Source organism: Streptomyces orinoci (assembly GCF_003121295.1).
GTDB classification, from domain to species: domain Bacteria; phylum Actinomycetota; class Actinomycetes; order Streptomycetales; family Streptomycetaceae; genus Streptomyces; species Streptomyces orinoci.
This window is the reverse complement of sequence record NZ_PHNC01000038.1, coordinates 103,444-120,029: the sequence shown is the minus strand read 5'-3', so window position 1 is coordinate 120,029 and position 16,586 is coordinate 103,444. Positions and strand designations below refer to the sequence as shown.

The 16,586-nt window shown below is 70.7% G+C and carries 12 protein-coding genes and 2 rRNA genes; 10 read left to right on the top strand and 4 right to left on the bottom strand.

Annotated features, from left to right (window positions below):
* The 4 genes from CV755_RS32885 to CV755_RS32875 form a co-directional block, all read left to right on the top strand.
* A 23S ribosomal RNA gene (locus CV755_RS32885) occupies nucleotides 1-2,364 on the top strand; the annotation flags it as partial.
* A gap of 106 nt (nucleotides 2,365-2,470) precedes the next feature.
* Nucleotides 2,471-2,587: ribosomal RNA gene (gene rrf / locus CV755_RS32880) — 5S ribosomal RNA — on the top strand.
* A gap of 360 nt (nucleotides 2,588-2,947) precedes the next feature.
* Nucleotides 2,948-3,925, top strand: coding sequence for a hypothetical protein (locus CV755_RS35010; protein WP_162605222.1), 978 nt, complete (start codon nucleotides 2,948-2,950; stop codon nucleotides 3,923-3,925).
* Complete coding sequence (locus CV755_RS32875) at nucleotides 3,925-4,749, top strand: tetratricopeptide repeat protein (protein ID WP_193553530.1); 825 nt, start codon at nucleotides 3,925-3,927, stop codon at nucleotides 4,747-4,749. The genes CV755_RS35010 and CV755_RS32875 overlap by 1 nt, the downstream gene beginning before the upstream one ends.
* A 91-nt stretch (nucleotides 4,750-4,840) precedes the next feature.
* Here CV755_RS32875 and CV755_RS32870 read toward each other — a convergent pair whose 3' ends face one another.
* Nucleotides 4,841-6,130, bottom strand: a complete 1,290-nt coding sequence (locus tag CV755_RS32870; RefSeq protein WP_109284503.1) for a DUF1015 family protein — start codon at nucleotides 6,128-6,130, stop codon at nucleotides 4,841-4,843.
* A 75-nt stretch (nucleotides 6,131-6,205) separates the two neighbouring features.
* On the opposite strand from CV755_RS32870, the gene CV755_RS32865 reads away from it, so the two are divergent.
* Complete coding sequence (locus tag CV755_RS32865; RefSeq protein ID WP_109284501.1) at nucleotides 6,206-7,246, top strand: HAD hydrolase-like protein; 1,041 nt, start codon at nucleotides 6,206-6,208, stop codon at nucleotides 7,244-7,246.
* A gap of 306 nt (nucleotides 7,247-7,552) precedes the next feature.
* On the opposite strand, the gene CV755_RS32860 is transcribed toward CV755_RS32865, so the two are convergent.
* Nucleotides 7,553-7,900, bottom strand: a complete 348-nt coding sequence (locus tag CV755_RS32860) for a sterol-binding protein (protein ID WP_109284499.1) — start codon at nucleotides 7,898-7,900, stop codon at nucleotides 7,553-7,555.
* A gap of 39 nt (nucleotides 7,901-7,939) precedes the next feature.
* Here CV755_RS32860 and CV755_RS32855 point away from each other — a divergent pair, with 39 nt between their 5' ends.
* The 3 genes from CV755_RS32855 to CV755_RS32845 are packed head-to-tail and all read left to right on the top strand — an operon-like array spanning nucleotide 7,940 to nucleotide 9,922.
* Complete coding sequence (locus CV755_RS32855; protein ID WP_109284498.1) at nucleotides 7,940-8,167, top strand: hypothetical protein; 228 nt, start codon at nucleotides 7,940-7,942, stop codon at nucleotides 8,165-8,167.
* Between the two features lie 13 nt (nucleotides 8,168-8,180).
* Nucleotides 8,181-8,987, top strand: a complete 807-nt coding sequence (locus CV755_RS32850; protein WP_109284496.1) for a TlyA family RNA methyltransferase — start codon at nucleotides 8,181-8,183, stop codon at nucleotides 8,985-8,987.
* Nucleotides 8,984-9,922 carry an NAD kinase gene (locus CV755_RS32845; protein WP_109284493.1) on the top strand — a complete coding sequence of 313 codons (939 nt, stop codon included), beginning with the start codon at nucleotides 8,984-8,986 and terminating at the stop codon, nucleotides 9,920-9,922. Before CV755_RS32850 ends, CV755_RS32845 begins: the two co-directional genes overlap by 4 nt.
* Nucleotides 9,923-9,985: 63 nt before the next feature.
* Here CV755_RS32845 and CV755_RS32840 read toward each other — a convergent pair whose 3' ends face one another.
* Nucleotides 9,986-11,377 (bottom strand): S41 family peptidase, encoded by a 1,392-nt coding sequence (locus CV755_RS32840; protein WP_241561542.1) that lies wholly within the window; start codon nucleotides 11,375-11,377, stop codon nucleotides 9,986-9,988.
* A 121-nt stretch (nucleotides 11,378-11,498) separates the two neighbouring features.
* On the opposite strand from CV755_RS32840, the gene recN reads away from it, so the two are divergent.
* Together recN and CV755_RS32830 are read left to right on the top strand one after the other, a co-directional pair.
* Entirely contained in the window at nucleotides 11,499-13,262 is a 1,764-nt protein-coding gene (gene recN, locus CV755_RS32835; RefSeq protein WP_109284489.1) for a DNA repair protein RecN, read from the top strand.
* Between the two features lie 398 nt (nucleotides 13,263-13,660).
* The gene (locus CV755_RS32830; protein ID WP_109284487.1) at nucleotides 13,661-14,788 is read left to right on the top strand and encodes a glycosyltransferase family 4 protein; all 1,128 of its coding nucleotides are present in this window, start codon (nucleotides 13,661-13,663) and stop codon (nucleotides 14,786-14,788) included.
* A gap of 120 nt (nucleotides 14,789-14,908) precedes the next feature.
* On the opposite strand, the gene CV755_RS32825 is transcribed toward CV755_RS32830, so the two are convergent.
* Nucleotides 14,909-16,507: a PucR family transcriptional regulator gene (locus CV755_RS32825; RefSeq protein ID WP_109284485.1), complete on the bottom strand. Its 1,599-nt coding sequence runs from the start codon at nucleotides 16,505-16,507 to the stop codon at nucleotides 14,909-14,911.
* Nucleotides 16,508-16,586: the final 79 nt, after the last annotated feature.

The following is a 16,586-nucleotide window of genomic DNA, read 5'->3' as shown; positions in this document are numbered from 1 at the left end:
AGTAGCGCGCCCAAGACCCGAAGCGGAGTGATCTAGCCATGGGCAGGTTGAAGCGGCTGTAAGAGGTCGTGGAGGACCGAACCCACCAGGGTTGAAAACCTGGGGGATGACCTGTGGTTAGGGGTGAAAGGCCAATCAAACTCCGTGATAGCTGGTTCTCCCCGAAATGCATTTAGGTGCAGCGTCGTGTGTTTCTTGCCGGAGGTAGAGCACTGGATAGGCGATGGGCCCTACCGGGTTACTGACCTTAGCCAAACTCCGAATGCCGGTAAGTGAGAGCGCGGCAGTGAGACTGTGGGGGATAAGCTCCATGGTCGAGAGGGAAACAGCCCAGAGCATCGACTAAGGCCCCTAAGCGTACGCTAAGTGGGAAAGGATGTGGAGTCGCAGAGACAACCAGGAGGTTGGCTTAGAAGCAGCCACCCTTGAAAGAGTGCGTAATAGCTCACTGGTCAAGTGATTCCGCGCCGACAATGTAGCGGGGCTCAAGCGTACCGCCGAAGTCGTGTCATTGCAGCATAAGGACCAACGTCTGCTGTGATGGGTAGGGGAGCGTCGTGTGCCGGGTGAAGCAGCGCCGGAAGGTAGTTGTGGACGGTTCACGAGTGAGAATGCAGGCATGAGTAGCGATACAAGAGTGGGAAACTCTTGCGCCGATTGACTAAGGGTTCCTGGGTCAAGCTGATCTGCCCAGGGTAAGTCGGGACCTAAGGCGAGGCCGACAGGCGTAGTCGATGGACAACCGGTTGATATTCCGGTACCCGCTTTGAAGCGCCAGCGCTGAACCAGGCGATGCTAAGTCCGTGAAGCCGCCCTGATCTCTTCGGAGTTGAGGGGAGTGGTGGAGCCGACGGACCAGACCTGTAGTAGGTGAGCGATGGGGTGACGCAGGAAGGTAGTCCAGCCCGGGCGGTGGTTGTCCCGGGGTAAGGGTGTAGGACGTCACGTAGGCAAATCCGCGTGACATATAGTCTGAGACCTGATGCCGAGCCGATTGTGGTGAAGTGGATGATCCTATGCTGTCGAGAAAAGCCTCTAGCGAGTTTCATGGCGGCCCGTACCCTAAACCGACTCAGGTGGTCAGGTAGAGAATACCGAGGCGTTCGGGTGAACTATGGTTAAGGAACTCGGCAAAATGCCCCCGTAACTTCGGGAGAAGGGGGGCCATGTCCGGTGATGAGACACGCTCTCTGAGCTGGGTGTGGCCGCAGAGACCAGCGAGAAGCGACTGTTTACTAAAAACACAGGTCCGTGCGAAGCCGTAAGGCGATGTATACGGACTGACGCCTGCCCGGTGCTGGAACGTTAAGGGGACCGGTTAGCTCCATTTCGGTGGGGCGAAGCTGAGAACTTAAGCGCCAGTAAACGGCGGTGGTAACTATAACCATCCTAAGGTAGCGAAATTCCTTGTCGGGTAAGTTCCGACCTGCACGAATGGCGTAACGACTTCTCGACTGTCTCAACCATAGGCCCGGTGAAATTGCACTACGAGTAAAGATGCTCGTTTCGCGCAGCAGGACGGAAAGACCCCGGGACCTTTACTATAGCTTGATATTGGTGTTCGGTTCGGCTTGTGTAGGATAGGTGGGAGACTGTGAAGCATGCACGCCAGTGTGTGTGGAGTCGTCGTTGAAATACCACTCTGGTCGTGCTGGATGTCTAACCTGGGTCCGTGATCCGGATCAGGGACAGTGTCTGGTGGGTAGTTTAACTGGGGCGGTTGCCTCCTAAAGGGTAACGGAGGCGCCCAAAGGTTCCCTCAGCCTGGTTGGTAATCAGGTGTTGAGTGTAAGTGCACAAGGGAGCTTGACTGTGAGACCGACGGGTCGAGCAGGGACGAAAGTCGGGACTAGTGATCCGGCGGTGGCTTGTGGAAGCGCCGTCGCTCAACGGATAAAAGGTACCCCGGGGATAACAGGCTGATCTTCCCCAAGAGTCCATATCGACGGGATGGTTTGGCACCTCGATGTCGGCTCGTCGCATCCTGGGGCTGGAGTCGGTCCCAAGGGTTGGGCTGTTCGCCCATTAAAGCGGTACGCGAGCTGGGTTTAGAACGTCGTGAGACAGTTCGGTCCCTATCCGCTGTGCGCGTAGGAGTCTTGAGAAGGGCTGTCCCTAGTACGAGAGGACCGGGACGGACGAACCTCTGGTGTGCCAGTTGTCCTGCCAAGGGCATGGCTGGTTGGCTACGTTCGGGAGGGATAACCGCTGAAAGCATCTAAGCGGGAAGCCTGCTTCGAGATGAGGGCTCCCACCCACTTGATGGGGTAAGGCTCCCAGTAGACGACTGGGTTGATAGGCCAGGTGTGGAAGACCGGTAACGGTTGGAGCTGACTGGTACTAATAGGCCGAGGGCTTGTCCTCAGTTGCTCGCGTCCACTGTGTAAGTTCTGAGGCAACGAACAGTTGCCGGCTTTGAGCAGAACCACTTAATTGAAAAGTGTGCTTGTTCGCTCGAAACCGATAGGGTTTCGGTGGTCATAGCGTTAGGGAAACGCCCGGTTACATTCCGAACCCGGAAGCTAAGCCTTTCAGCGCCGATGGTACTGCATGGGGGACCGTGTGGGAGAGTAGGACGCCGCCGAACAATCTTTCAAGGACCCTTGGTCCCAGCGTTCAGCTGGGACCAAGGGTCCTTTTGTATTTGCCTTTCTCTCATTCTCGATGAGCGCTTGCCCACCGGCTGCGCGAGAATGATTGCGGTACCTGAAGACAGGAGTCACCTCGATGTCCACCAACTCTCCCGACGGCCGATCCGGCGGCGAGCCGCGCCGTACGGGCGGCCCTCGCGGTCCGCGCCGGGACGATGCGCGTGGCGGGTCCCGCCGCGATGACCGTCCGTCCTTCCGTCGCGATGATGACCGGGGTGGGTACCGCCGGGATGACCGTGGTGGCCGTCCGGGTGGTGGCTTCGGTCGCCGGGACGATGACCGTGGTGGGTTCCGGCGTGATGACCGCCGGGACGAGCGTCCGGGCTTCCGGCGGGATGAGCGGCGTGACGACCGTGGTCCGCGTCGGGATGACGACCGGGGCGGCTTCCGTCGCGATGACCGCCGGGATGAGCGGGGCGGCTTCGGCCGACGCGATGACCGTGGTCCGCGCCGCGATGATGAGCGCGGCGGCTTCCGCCGTGATGAGCGGCGTGACGAGCGTCCGGGCTTCCGGCGGGACGACCGTCGCGACGACCGCGGTCCCCGACGGGATGACCGGGATCGTGGTGGGTTCCGCCGTGACGACCGTGAGCGTGGTCCGCGCCGGGATGACGACCGGGGCGGCTTCCGCCGTGATGAGCGGCGTGACGAGCGTCCGGGCTTCCGGCGGGATGAGCGGCGTGACGACCGTGGTCCGCGCCGGGATGACGACCGGGGCGGCTTCCGTCGCGATGAGCGGCGCGATGACCGTCCGTCCTTCCGCCGGGATGATGACCGGGGTGGGTACCGCCGGGATGACCGTGGTGGCCGTCCGGGTGGTGGCTTCGGTCGCCGGGACGATGACCGTGGTGGGTTCCGGCGTGATGACCGCCGGGATGAGCGGGGCGGCTTTGGCCGGCGCGATGACCGTGGTCCGCGTCGCGATGATGAGCGCGGTGGTTTCCGCCGTGATGAGCGGCGTGACGAGCGTCCGGGCTTCCGGCGGGACGACCGTCGCGACGACCGCGGTCCGCGGCGGGACGACGAGCGGGGCGGGTTCCGTCGCGATGACCGCCGGGATGAGCGGGGTCCGCGTCGGCCGTACCGGGAGGACCGGGACCGGCAGGGTGGCGGCTTCCGGGGGCGGGACGACCGGTCCCGTGGCTATGGCCGCCGTGACGACCGGGATCGCGACCGCGACCGGGACCGTGGTGAGCGGGAGCCGGTCAAGCGGCTGCCGATCCCGGATGACGTCACCGGTGAGGAGATCGACGCGGACGTCCGTCAGGAGCTGATGAGCCTGCCCAAGACGCTCGCCGAGGATGTGGCGCGCAACCTGGTGATGGTCGCCAAGCTGCTGGATGAGGACCCGGAGCAGGCTTATGGGTACTCGCGGGTCGCGCTGCGGCTGGCGTCCCGGGTCGCCGCCGTGCGGGAGGCTGCCGGCTTCGCCTCGTACGCCGTCGCCAAGTACGCCGAGGCGCTGGCCGAGTTCCGGGCCGCCCGGCGGATGACCGGCTCGGTCGAGCTCTGGCCGATCATGGCCGACTGCGAGCGTGGCATGGGCCGCCCGGAGCGCGCCCTGGCCATGGCGGGCGAGCCCGAGGTGCAGAAGCTGGACAAGGCGGGCCAGGTCGAGATGCGGCTGGTCGCTGCCGGTGCCCGTAAGGACATGGGCCAGGCGGACGCGGCCGTGGTGACCCTGCAGAGCCCGGAGCTGGCCTCCAACTCCATCCAGCCGTGGACCGCGCGGCTGCGTTACGCCTACGCGGACGCGCTGCTGGAGGTGGGCCGCGAGGCCGAGGCGCGGGAGTGGTTCGCCAAGGCCCTGGAGGCCGATCAGGGCGGTACCACCAACGCCTCCGACCGGCTGGCCGAGCTGGATGGCGTGGAGTTCACCGACGCGCTGGACGAGTCGGAGGACGCGGAGCAGGAGCCGCAGGGCGAGGAAGCGAAGGCCGGGCCGGCGGAGTCCAAGGACACGGAGTCCAAGGACACGGAGTCCAAGGACACGGAGACCGAGGACACGGAGTCCAAGGACACGGAGTCCAAGGACACGGAGACCGAGGACACGGAGTCCAAGGGCAAGGACGCCGAGGAGTCCGGCGAGCAGGGCTGAGGCCGGCTACGGCGGCTGAGCTGACGAGGGCGGACCCCCAAGTGGGTTCCGCCCTCGGTTTGTTGTGCCGGTCCCGGTGGGTGCCGCGTGGTCAGTTGAGGTCAAGGCTCCGCAGGACCAGGCCGGTTGCCGGCTTGGGGCCGAAGGAGGTGGATTTGCGCGGCATGGTGATGCCCTGCTCGGCCAGCTCCCGTACCACGTCCTCATGGACCGGGTGCATCAACACGGCCGTACCGCCGTGCCGTTCGGCCTGTTCCACGGCGGCCTCGGTGTCATGGATGTAGCCGATGTGCTCGGGGTCGTCCGGCACTCGCCAGACCGTCTCCAGAAGCGCCGAGTGCAGCACGGTGGCGTCCAGTTGGCGCCAGGCGCGCGGACGATCGGCCGGGACGGTGCGGGCGAGCAGGTCCGGGTCCGGACGGTCCAGCAGGTGGAAGCGGCCGTCGCCGGCCAGGAGGAAGGCATTGCCGGAGGGGTCCGTGGCCTTGGCCTCGGCCAGCGCCTCCAGGGCCTCGGCCAGGGGTACGTCCAGGGTGCTTACCCGGAATCCGCCGCCCAGCGCGGCCAGTGCGCCGGCCACCGGGAGGCGGTGCAGCAGGCGGTGGATGGCGCGTACCCGGAGCGGGTAGCGGGCGGTGTCCACCAGCAGCACCAGGCCGAAGTCCCAGGGGCCGGGCTGCGGTTGCTCGGCGCGCAGCCGCAGATAGGTGGCCCAGCGGTGGTGGCCGTCGGCGATCAGGGCGTGGCGCTGGGCGAGGTCCTCGCCGATGAGGGCCAGTTGCCCGGGGTCGGTCACCGCCCATAGACGGTGGGCATAGCCGTCCTCGGTGGTGGTGGACAGCAGCGGTTCGGTGCGGATGGTCTGCTCGATCACCGCGGCCGCTCCGGTGGCGGTGCCATTGCCGCGGTAGGCGAAGAGCAGCGGCTCCAGGTTGGCTCCGGTGTCCCGCATCAGGGCGGCGCGGTCCTCGATGATGTGCGGCATGACGTCCTCGTGCGGCAGGACGATGCCCTCCTCGCGCGGGGTCAGCCGCAGGGCGCCGATCAGCCCGCGCTGGAGTATGCCCTCGCCGCGCTGTTCATAGACGTAGAGCGCCGGTTCCGGGTCGGGGGCCAGAATCTGCTCCCGCTGCCAGCGGCGCAGGGTCTCGGCGGCCCGGCGGTGGCGCTCGGTGGCGGTGGCCGCCTGCGGGAGGATCAGCCGGACGATGTTGTACGGGTCGGCGGTCTCCAGGTGCCGCAGTCCTTCGGGCCGGACCACCACGTCGTACGGTGGCGAGGTGACGGCCGCGAGGCTGCCCACGCGCTCCGGGACATAGCGCAGCCCTCGGAAGGGGGCGAGTTGGAGTCCTTGCCCTGCACGGTGCCCTGGAGTGGTCATTGGGAAATGTTATGTCCCATGGCCGGATGAGCAATGATCCAAAGAGAGATGAACAGCACAAGGAGCGAACCTCGCATGAGCGAAGGCGTCCGTACCCGGACCGATGGCAGTGAATCGCCGCTCAGCACGGCCTATGACACCGCGCTGCTTGACCTGGACGGTGTGGTGTACGCGGGCGGGGCGGCCATCGAGCACGCAGTGGACTCCCTGGCGGCGGCCCGGTCCGGCGGGATGCGGCTCGCCTATGTGACCAACAATGCGCTGCGTACGCCGGAGGCGGTGGCCGGGCACCTCACCGAGCTGGGGATACCGGCCGAGGCCGGTGATGTGATCACCTCCGCGCAGGCGGTGGCCCGGCTGATCGCCGATGAACTGCCCAGCGGGTCCCGGGTGTTGGTGGTCGGCGGGGAGGGGCTGCGGGTCGCGCTGCGGGAGCGCGGGCTGGTGCCGGTGGATTCGGCGGACGACGATCCGGCGGCGGTCGTCCAGGGGTACGGCGGGCCGGACATGCCCTGGTCCCGGCTGATGGAGGCGTCCTATGCGGTGCGCCGGGGGGTGCCGTGGTTCGCCTCCAACCGGGATCTGACCATCCCCGGCGCTCGGGGGATCGCGCCGGGGAACGGGGCCGCGGTGGAGGTGGTACGGATCGCCACGGGCGGTGAGCCGCGGGTGGCGGGCAAGCCGTTGCCGCCGATGCACCGGGAAACGGTGCTGCGGACCGGGGCGCGGCGGCCGCTGGTGGTCGGGGACCGGCTGGACACGGACATCGAGGGGGCGTACGCGGGCGGGGTGGACTCGCTGCTGGTGCTCACCGGGGTGACCACGCCGGCGGTTCTGCTGGCCGCGGAGCCGCGGCATCGGCCGACCTATGTGGCGGAGGACCTACGGGGGCTGCTGGAGCCGCAGCCGGTGGTGTCGCCGGCGGGGGAGGGGTTCGCCTGTGGCGGGTGGACCGCTTCGGCGGACGGCGGAGAGCTTGCCCTGGAGGGCGACGGGCGGCCGGTTGACGGGCTACGGGCGCTGTGTGCGGTGGCCTGGACGGCGGCGGGTGAGGGCTCGTGTGGGCTGGAGGCGGGGAAGGCGCTGGATCGGCTGGGGTTGCGGACGCTGGGCTGAGGGCTTCGGTGCCGCGTGCACCCTTAGGGGGGCGCGGGGAACTGCGTGATCGGCCCGGGACGGCCTTTGGCCCGGTCGTGATGCCTCCGCCCCCGGGGCGTGGGTTTCCTCTCGGGTGCGGGCCGGCTGTGGTTGTTCGCGCAGTTCCCCGCGCCCCTGGGGGCGTGTCGTTTCGTTTTCGGGTGCGGGCGCGTGGTGGCTGGTCGCGCAGTTCCCCGCGCCCCTGAGGGGGTGTCCCGGTTCGTTTTCGGGTGCGGGTGGTCGGTGGCTGGTCGCGCAGTTCCCCCGCGCCCCTGGCGGGGCGCTCTAGAACAGGGAGCGCAGGCGGAGGATGTCGCGTAGGCCCGCTTGGAGGCGGACTTGGCCGGAGGCCCACGCGCGGGCGAAGTTGAGGCGGCCGTCCACCAGGGCGATCAGGTCGTCGCTGGTCAGCTCCAGGCCGATCTCGGCACGCCGTTCGGGGAGGCCGTGGACGGTGCGTACCTCTCTGAGGTGGCCCTCCCTGAGATGGCCGACAAAGGTGACATCGAGGTCGGTCACATGGCAGCTGAGCGAGCGGTCGAGCATGGCGGCGCCGCGGAGCCGCTCGTCGGCCGTGGCCAGGTTCTCCGCCAGTCGGTCCAGTGCGCCCAGGCACTCCTCGGTGGTCGCCATTGCCCTGGACGGTACACCGGTCAAGGTAGCGTCGGGACCATGACCGAGCCGAACCAGGGCCTGGGCGTCGAGCGGACGCCCACCGGCAATGCCGATGTGGACGCACAGCTGGTGCGTCTCGCCGATGCCGACCACCTCGACGTCGGCGGCCACCTCGAGGTGTACGAGGATGTACACAGGGGGCTGCGCGAGGCGCTGGCAGCGCTGGACCGTCCCTCCGTCCAGGCCGGGGGTGCCCCGGCCCGTCCGTACGACCTCAGGAGCTGAACCGCACGTGGCAGTGACCCGCCGCCGACTCGACGCGGAGCTGGTGCGCCGCAAGCTGGCCCGCTCGCGGGAGCATGCCAGCCAGCTGATCGCCGCGGGGCGGGTGACCGTCGGCGGCGCCAAGGCCACCAAGCCCGCTACCCAGGTGGAGACCAGCGCGGCGCTGGTGGTCGTCCAGGACGACAGCGACCCGGACTATGTCTCCCGGGGCGGGCACAAGCTGGCCGGTGCGCTGGCCGCCTTTGTGCCGCGCGGGCTGCGGGTGGCGGGGCGGCGGGCGCTGGACGCGGGCGCCTCGACCGGCGGCTTCACCGATGTGCTGCTGCGTGCCGGGGCTGCCGAGGTGGTGGCGGTGGACGTGGGCTACGGGCAGCTGGCCTGGTCGCTGCAGAGCGACGAGCGGGTGATCGTCAAGGACCGTACCAATGTGCGGGAGTTGACCTTGGAGCAGATCGACGGGCGGCCGGTCGATCTGGTGGTGGGCGATCTGTCGTTCATTCCGCTGGGGCTGGTGCTGCCCGCGCTGGTGCGGTGTGCCGCGCCCGACGCCGACCTGGTGCTGATGGTCAAGCCGCAGTTCGAGGTGGGCAAGGAGCGGCTGGGCAGCGGAGGCGTGGTGCGCAGCGCCGAGCTGCGGGCCGAGGCGGTGCGCACGGTGGCCGGGCAGGCGGCCGGGCTGGGGCTGGGCGTGCTGGGGGTGACCGCCAGCCCGCTGCCGGGGCCGTCGGGTAACGTCGAGTACTTTCTGTGGCTGCGCGCCGGTGCACCGGAACTGGACCCGGCGGACGTTGACCGTGCAGTGGCGGAGGGGCCCCGTTGACCACTACAGAAGCAACACCGCAAGCGTCGGCGACGGGGAGACGGACCGTCTTCCTGCTGGCCCACACCGGGCGTCCGGCGGCCATCCGCAGTGCGGAACTGGTTGTCCAGGGGCTGCTGCGCTGTGGCATCGGAGTACGGGTGCTGGCCGAGGAGGCCGCCGACCTGCCGCTGCCCTCCTCGGTGGAGCGGGTGGAGGCCGGTCCGGGGAACCCGGATGTGCTGGAGGGCTGTGAGCTGCTGGTGGTGCTCGGCGGCGATGGCACCCTGCTGCGGGGGGCGGAGTTCGCCCGGCGCTCCGGGGTGCCGCTGCTGGGCGTCAACCTGGGGCGGGTGGGCTTTCTGGCCGAGGCCGAACGGGACGATCTGGACAAGGTCGTTGACCGGGTGGTCACCCGGGCCTATGAGGTCGAGGAGCGGATGACCCTCGATGTGCTGGTGCGCACGGACGGTCATGTGGTGCACACCGACTGGGCGTTGAACGAGGCCTCGGTGGAAAAGGCGGCCCGGGAGCGGCTGTTGGAGGTGGTCACCGAGGTGGACGGCCGTCCGGTGTCCCGCTTCGGCGGTGACGGGGTGGTGTGTGCCACTCCGACCGGATCGACCGCTTATGCCTTTTCGGCCGGGGGGCCGGTGGTGTGGCCGGAGGTGGAGGCGCTGCTGATGGTGCCGATCAGCGCGCATGCGTTGTTCGCCAAGCCGCTGGTGACAGCGCCGGATTCGGTGCTGGCGGTGGAGGTTCAGCCGCAGACGCCGAATGGGGTGCTGTGGTGTGACGGGCGGCGGACCATTGAACTGCCCGCGGGGGCACGGGTGGAGGTGCGGCGGGGGGCGGTGCCGGTGCGGCTCGCCCGGCTGCACCATGCGTCGTTCACCGACCGGCTGGTGGCCAAGTTCGCGTTGCCGGTGGCTGGGTGGCGGGGGGCGCCGCACTAGATCTTGGCGGTGGCGCTTTCGGGTGCGGGTTGTCTGTGGCTGGTCGCGCAGTTCCCCGCGCCCCTAAGGGGTGGACCGGAGGAGTTTTCGGGCCTGGGCCAGGGCCGAATCGTGGTGGTGGGCGAACTCCTCGTCCGTGAAGACCGGGACCGCGATATGGGGCGGGATGCCGGTGATGTCGTAGGTGCGGTGGGTCGCCGGGGTCAGGTACTCCTCGTTGGGCAGGCCGAAGGTCCAGCCGTTGGGGAGGTGGCGGTCCAGGATGTCGGAGAAGAGCCCCTGGGTGTTCTCACCGATGCGGACGGGGGCCGGGGCGCGGGACATCAGGGCCTGGGTGAAGGTCTCACCGGCGCTGATGGTCAGCCGGCCGGTGAGCACGGCCAGGGGGCCGGTGAAGCGGGGGCCCGGGCGCGGGGTGACATGGATGGGCTCGGGGATGGTGAAGCGGCGGGGGTCACGGGGGTCGTTGCGGGCCCGCTTGGCGTAGGCGGTGTACGGGCGGTCCGTGAGCCGCTGGGCCACCCGCAGCGCCAGCCGGTCCGAACCGCCGCCATTGAAGCGCAGATCGAGGATCAGGCCGCGCAGCGCCCGGGGGCCGCTGGTGCGGGCCGGGGTGAGGATCTCGTCCAGGGCGCGGTCCAGTTCGGCCATGTCCGCCGGGAAGCCGCCCTTGTCCGCATAGCCGGTGAACCGGGTGATCCGCAGATATCCGGTGCCGTCCGGAAGGTCGGCGTAGGAGAGGGCGCCCCGGGCCCACCGGCGCAGTGGGACGCCGACGCTCTCGGCCACCGCCCGGTCGATCCGGGCGATGGAGGCGGGGGTGGGAAGCTCGGTGTCCGCCCGATGGCCGGAGAAGCGGCGGCCGGGGCCGGCGTCGAGGTAGGTGTGGCCGTCCCGGAGGGGTTCGATCATCTGCCGGAGGATGGCGAAGAGCTGGTCCTCGGTGGTCTTGGCGGTCACTTGTGGGCGGAAACGGTCACGAACCGCGGTCCAGTCGGTCTTCCTGGCGGCGAAGAAGGGGTAGTTCTCGGCAAAGGTCTGCCAGAAGACATCGAAGATGTGGCGGGGATCGTGGTCGGGGCGGCCCGCGCAGTCCTTGGGCGCAGAGCGGGTCCGCAGCAGGGTGCGGTGGCCGGCGTCGTCGTCGAAGGCCAGCCGGGCGCGGCCGGGACCGTCCGGCCGTACGGTGAGATCCGGCTCGCCCGGCTGCCGGAACCGGCCCGAACCGGTGCCGGTGGCGTCCGTGGCGCCGGGCAGGCAGCCAAGGGCGGTGGTCTCATAGGTGCGCAGCCGGTGGCCGCCGTGGTCGATGGCGACGAGGGTGCCATAGCCGTCCGTGCGCCAGAGCCCGTCCAGGGCGCCGGAGTCGGCGGGGGCGCCGGAGGCGCTGCCGGTGCCGGTGAGGGCGAGGGCGGTGGCCAGCAGGAGGGTGACGGTACGGATGCCTGGCTTCACCGTTCCAGCCTGGTCCGCGCCCCGGGGACCGCGCCATGGAGCGGTCACCCGGACCGGTGGTGGTGCTGTCCCCAGGGCGGTCGGTGGGGGAGGCCGTCGCAAGGGCGGCCCGGGACCTCGTATGGTCGTATCCGTGTTGGAGGAGATGCGGATCCGGTCCTTGGGCGTCATCGATGACGCGGTGGTCGAGCTGTCACCCGGTTTCACCGCGGTGACCGGCGAGACCGGGGCGGGCAAGACCATGGTCGTGACCAGCCTCGGGCTGCTGCTCGGCGGTCGCGCCGACCCGGCGCTGGTGCGCGTCGGCGCCAAGTCCGCCGTGGTCGAGGGGCGGCTGGCGGTGAACGAGCGCTCGTCCGTCGCCCTGCGGGCCGAGGAGGCCGGCGCCGAACTGGACGACGGCACCCTGCTGATCAGCCGGACCCTCTCCGCCGAGGGGCGCTCCCGGGCCCATGTGGGCGGCCGCAGCGTACCGGTGGGGCTGCTGGGCGAGCTGGCCGAGGAGCTGGTCGCGGTGCACGGTCAGACCGACCAGCAGGGGCTGCTGCGTCCGGCCCGGCAGCGGCAGGCGCTGGACCGCTATGCGGGCGAGGCGGTGGCCGTACCCCTGGCGAAGTACACCGACGCCTACCGCCGGCTGCGCGCCGTCTCCGCCGAGCTGACCGAGCTGACCACCCGGGCCCGGGAACGCGCCCAGGAGGCCGACCTGCTGCGCTTCGGGCTGGAGGAGATCGCCGCCGCCGAGCCGCTGCCCGGGGAGGACACCGAGCTCGCCGCCGAGGCCGAACGGCTGGGCCATGCCGAGGCCCTGGCCTCCGCTGCCAACGCCGCCCATGCCGCCCTGGCCGGCAACCCGGAGGATCCGGAGGCGGTGGACGCCACCACCCTGGTGGCCGGGGCGCACCGCGCGCTGGAGACCGTACGCTCCCATGACCCGGCGCTGGCCGCGCTGGCCGAACGGCTGGGCGAGCTCGGCATCCTGCTCTCCGATGTGGCCGGCGATCTGGCCGGTTACGCCTCCGACCTGGACGCCGACCCCCGGCGGCTGGCGGCCGTGGAGGAACGGCGGGCCGCCCTGACCCACCTCATCCGCAAATATGACGAGACCGGCGAGGGCATCACCGCCGTGCTGGCCTGGGCCGAGCGGAGTGCCGCGCGGCTGGGCGAGCTGGAGGGCGATGACGACCGGATCGCCGAGCTGACCGCCGAGCGCGCCGCGCTGCGCGCCGAACTGGGCGCGCTGGCCCAGCAGTTGACCGACGCCCGGGAGGAGGCGGCCAAACGGTTCGCCGCGGCGGTCACCGGGGAACTGGCCGAACTGGCCATGCCGCACGCCCGGGTGAGCTTCGCCATCCGGCAGAACGAGGTGGCGGACGAGGAGGCCGGCATCGAGGTCGGCGGCCGGGCAGTGGCCTATGGGCCGCACGGCGCGGACGAGGTGGAGCTGCTGCTCACGCCGCACCCGGGGGCCCAGCCGCGCCCCATCGCCAAGGGCGCCTCGGGCGGTGAACTGTCCCGGGTGATGCTGGCGGTGGAGGTGGTCTTCGCCGGTTCCGATCCGGTGCCCACCTATCTCTTCGACGAGGTGGACGCGGGCGTGGGCGGCAAGGCGGCGGTCGAGGTCGGCCGCCGGCTGGCCCGGCTGGCCCGGTCCGCGCAGGTGGTGGTGGTCACCCACCTGCCGCAGGTGGCCGCGTTCGCCGACCGGCACCTGGTGGTGGAGAAGACCCATGACGGCTCGGTGACCCGCAGCGGGGTGCAGGCCATGGAGGGCGAGGACCGGGTGCGCGAGCTCTCCCGGATGCTGGCCGGGCAGGAGGACTCGCAGCTCGCCCGGGCGCACGCGGAGGAGTTGCTGGCGGCGGCGCGGGCGGCGGTGGGGTAGCCGGGCGGGGTGCTTGGGGCGCCCCGGCTCTTCCAGCTCTTCCGGTTCGGCCGGCTCAACTGGGTTGTCGTGGTGGCCGGCGCACTTTTCCGCGTGATCCGGCCCATCCGGTTGAAGTGGTCCAACCCGCTCAACTCGTTCAACCCGTTCAACCCATGGCAACTGGTCCCCAAAGCGGGTGAATCCGGGGATGTGCGGGCGAGACAGGGCACGCCCACCACGGGGCGGTGGTGCCGGGATGTCGGTGGCGGCTGGCATCCTGGCCTACGGCACCGCGCGGTGCGGGCGCCGTACGTCCGCGTACCTCGCGTGCCTTTTGCAGCGACACCCCGTCAGCGACACCCCGTCAGCGACACCCCACAGCGCCCCGCCGATGCCGAGCCAGGAGCCCTCCTCGCGTGAGCAGCACACCCGCCGTGTCCCAGGGGCGAGAACCCTTGCATGCCGTGCAGGTCCTGGGCAGTGGCAGTGCGGGCAGCGGTGCCCATGTGCGGTCGCTGGCGGCCGGGTTGGTGGCCCGGGGGCTGCGGGTGACGGTGTGCGCGCCGGAGTGGACCGGGCAGCGGTACGGCTTCGCGGAGGCGGGCGCCTCCTTCAAGGCCCTGCGCCCCGGTGCGGACGCGCCGGCGGTGGCCGGGATCCGGGCGGCGGTGGCGGACGCGGATGTGGTGCACGCCCATGGCCTGCGCTCGGGAGTGCTGGCCGCGCTGGCGCTGCGCGGCCGGGCCACTCCGCTGGTGGTCACCTGGCATACCCGGGTAAGGGCGGTGGGGGCGAGGGCGCATATGGTGCGGCTGATGGAGCGGCGGGCGGCGCGCCGGGCGACGGTGGTGCTGGGCGCCTCCTCGGAGCTGGTGGATCAGGCGCGGCTGCGCGGGGCGCGGGACGCCCGGCTGGCGCCGGTGGCCTTTCCGGCGCCCCGCCCGGTGCCGGACCTTTCCGGCGAGGACCAGGCGCCGAGGGACAAGGTACGGGCCGAACTGGGCGCGGTGGGCCGTCCGTTGCTGGTGGCGGTGGGCCGGCTGGAGCCGGAACAGGGGTACGGGCTGCTCCTCGACGCGGCGCGGCGGTGGCGTGAGCTGGATCCGGAACCACTGCTGATCGTGGCGGGTGAGGGGTCGCAACGGGCGCTGTTGCAGCGGCGGATCACTCAAGAGGCGCTGCCGGTGCGGTTGGTGGGACTGCGGGAGGACGTGCCGGAGCTGCTGGCGGTGGCGGATGTGGCGGTGCTGCCGGGGTGTTGGGAGGCACGGTCGCTGCTGGCGCAGGAGGCGCTGCACGCGGGGGTGGCTTTGGTGGCCACGGCGGTGGGGGGTGTGGCCGAGTTGGTGGGGGATGCGGCTGAGTTGGTGCCGTATGGGGATCCTGCGGCCCTGGGGGATGCCGTCGCGTGCTTGCTGGCCGATCCGGAGCGGCGGGCTCGGCTGGCTGCTGCGGGGCCTTTGCAGGCGGCGCGCTGGCCTTCGGAGGACGATACGGTTGCGCATGTCCTTGCGGTTTACGATGAGTTGGGCTCGCGTTTTTGACCCCGCCCTCCCCCAGACTTCGTCCGGGGGTACCCCCAGCGCCACCCGTTGCCCAATCCGGGTGGGGCGGGCTTTCCGGTGGGTGGTTGGGCGCCGTTGGCGGCCGCGGGCCGGTGGGCGTCAGTCGATGGCCCAACGCCGGGCCCGTAGCGCCAGGTTGAGGGAGAGGGCCGTGTCCGGATCGTCCAGGTCCGCCGCGAGCAGGCGGGAGACGCGGGCCAGGCGGTCGTAGAGGGTCTGCCGGTTGAGGTGCAGGGCGCGGGCCGTCTCCGCCTTGCGGCCCGCGTGGGCCAGATAGGTCTCCAGGGTGGGCAGCAGCGGGGGACGGGCCGTACGGTCATGGGCCAGCAGCGGGCCGATCACCCGCTGGACAAAGGCCGCCAGGTCGCCGTGCGAGCGCAGCCGCCACAGCAGCAGGTCCACATCCAGGCCGCGTACATCGTGCCAGGGACGGTCCGGCAGGGCCTGGGCCACCGTGGCCGCGTCCGCCGTGTGCCGCAGGCCCGCGCCCGCCGTGGCCCAGTCGGCCACCGTGCCGACCACCACCACCGGGTGCCGGGCGCCGGCCCGCCGGGCACCGGCGCGCAGTGCGGCCGCCAGCCGGTCGGCGACCGCCGGGCGCTCGCTCTCCTCGCGCAGCCCGGCCAGCAGCGGCAGCCGGCCCTCCGGGCGGCGTACGCCCAGCAGCACCGGGGCGCCCACGGTGGCCAGTTCCTTCTGGAGCGCGCAGGTCAGCGCGGCCCAGCCGGGGTGGGTCAGCGGGTCGGCGGTGATCCGCAGGGTCACCGGCAGCAGGGGGCCGGTGCCGGGCCTGAAGCCCAGGACCCGGGCCTGGGCGGGGGCATCCGCCGGGTCGAGGCGGTCCTCGGCGAGGGCGGTGAGGAAGTCGCCCCGGCCGCAGGCGGCCAGTTCCTCCTCCTGGCGGGCCTGGAGCAGCGCCACCGCCAGCAGGCCGGCCAGCCGCTCGGCGGCGATCCGGTGCACCGGGGTGGGCGGGGTGTTGACCGGCAGCACGGTCAGCCGGGCCCGTACCGCCTCGGGGCCGGGGCCGGCGCCGGGGACCTCGGCGGTCAGCCGTCCGGCCAGCTCGGCGGTGCGCAGCCCGTCCCAGACCTGCAGCGGATCGGCGGCACCGGTGGGCGCGGGGGAGGGCCCGGCCGCGTAGAGCAGGCGTCCGTCGGCGGACTCCAGGAAGACCGGGTTGCCCGCGAAGTCCGCGAACAGCCGCAGGACTTCGGGTATGCCGCCGCCGTTCAGCAGGGCCCCGGTGCAGTCGCGGTGCACCGACTCGGCGCGCCGCAGCAGCGCGTAGTGCTCATTGACCAGCTCGGTGTGGATCTCCTCGGTCACGGCCACAAAAGGCACCTCGCGGTGCAGCTGGACCAGGGGCAGATCGTGGTGCCGGGCGGTGTCCACGATGGCGGGCGGCAGGGTGGTGAAGCGGGAGCCCAGCTCCACCACCAGGGCGGCGATGCCGCGTTCGGCCAGGCCGCGGACGAAGGCGCGCTGTTCGGCGGGCCGGCTGCCCAGGCCCAGGCCGGTGGTGAGCAGCAGCTCGCCGCCCTTGAGCAGGGCGGCGATATTGGGGGCCTCGCCCGCGTGCACCCAGCGCACCGGGCGGTGCAGCCGGCCGGCGGCGGCCATCACCTCGGGCAGGCCCCTGCGCAGCGCGGGCAGTTCGAGGGCTCGGGCCACGGTGATGGTGCCTTGCGGTCGCATGGCTGGAACCTATGTGACGGGTGGGGGGATTGCTACTGGTCAGCCGGTGTTCTGTGGGTGCTGCGGCACTGGTCAGGGC